Annotated in this window: 2 protein-coding genes; both read right to left on the bottom strand. The window is 41.3% G+C overall.

All coding sequences use genetic code 11. The features are described from left to right. Positions 1-94: 94 nt before the first annotated feature. A complete protein-coding gene (locus tag IQ230_RS26245; RefSeq protein ID WP_193935101.1) occupies positions 95-646 on the bottom strand; it encodes a competence protein CoiA family protein in 552 nt (183 codons plus the stop codon). Between the two features lie 45 nt (positions 647-691). Then, the coding region (locus tag IQ230_RS26240; RefSeq protein ID WP_193935100.1) for a GspH/FimT family pseudopilin at positions 692-1099 on the bottom strand (408 nt) is incomplete at its 5' end.

Genomic DNA, 1099 nt, shown 5'->3' with positions numbered 1-1099 from the left:
CTGATTGAGGTGTCACCTTGTGTGTATGCCTTAACTATTTTTTCTCGCAAGTCGAGCGAGTACGGTTTCATTAGACTTCATTTGTGTACTCCTCTTACTGTACCTCATAAACTTGCAATAGGCTGTAAGTTGCGTTATCTATTAATGGCGGTCGAGTATTCACTTTTACTAATTCTTTGGATTTGATACCTTGTAATGCTGCATCGATAAAGGTATAAATATCTAGAAGTGATTTTGACCACTCATAGCGTATCAAGACTGATGTTTGCTCGCACCAACGTTCGCCTAAGCACGCTCTTACTGTATTAAGTTTTTGATAGGATATCTTGCGATCGCTTACAAACATATTCCACAAATGGTTGTTATACAACTTAAGGCGTTGATTCCTTGCTTCAATCTTGATGCGCTCAACTTCTTCTTTACCTGACTTAGTACGAGAGCGATTATCGCAATCCCAATTATCTAAATATCCGCTTGGATAGTGGGCAAAATAAGGACTGATCAGCTGCAATTTACCTTTGACATTACGCACTGATTCAGAACGGAGAAATACAGCAGAATCGCAAAATGGACACTTCAAACCAAGTTTCTGCGCTGATTGATAATTGCATTCATCCGCAAAAACAATATCCCCACCGAAATACATTAAAGGAGTGAATATTATTATTCAATAAATTGACTTCAGCAGCAATTACTCTGCTTCCTCCAATTCCTCGCACTTCTGTGCATTCCCACCAACGCTTGTTGCACCTAAGAGTGTTTTAACCACTATACAGCGCGAATTACTTCCACCGTCGGCTACAGTTAAATTAATTCGATAGGGCACAGAACCAGAACTTACCGCACCTCGATGGTTAAAAGAGAGCGTTGGTGTAGGATAAGTAACAATAACAGATGGTTCAATTGCTGTAGCAGGTTGTAATGTCTGCGTTGCTTTAGTTTTCTTAGCTTCAGCTTGCGTAGCTCTTACAGATGGAACACTGATTGCTGCGCTGATACTCCACTGGCGTGCAGCAGATTCGTTCCCGATGAACCTATTCGATGATTGTAGTGGATGGCAAGACTTTGGACGGTAGCGCTCACTATTGTGAGCAGGGCT

The sequence above is a fragment of the Gloeocapsopsis crepidinum LEGE 06123 genome (assembly GCF_015207655.1).
Lineage (GTDB): Bacteria > Cyanobacteriota > Cyanobacteriia > Cyanobacteriales > Chroococcidiopsidaceae > Gloeocapsopsis > Gloeocapsopsis crepidinum.
The sequence above is the reverse complement of the archived record's forward strand: the minus strand, read 5'-3'. Positions and strand labels throughout refer to the sequence as shown.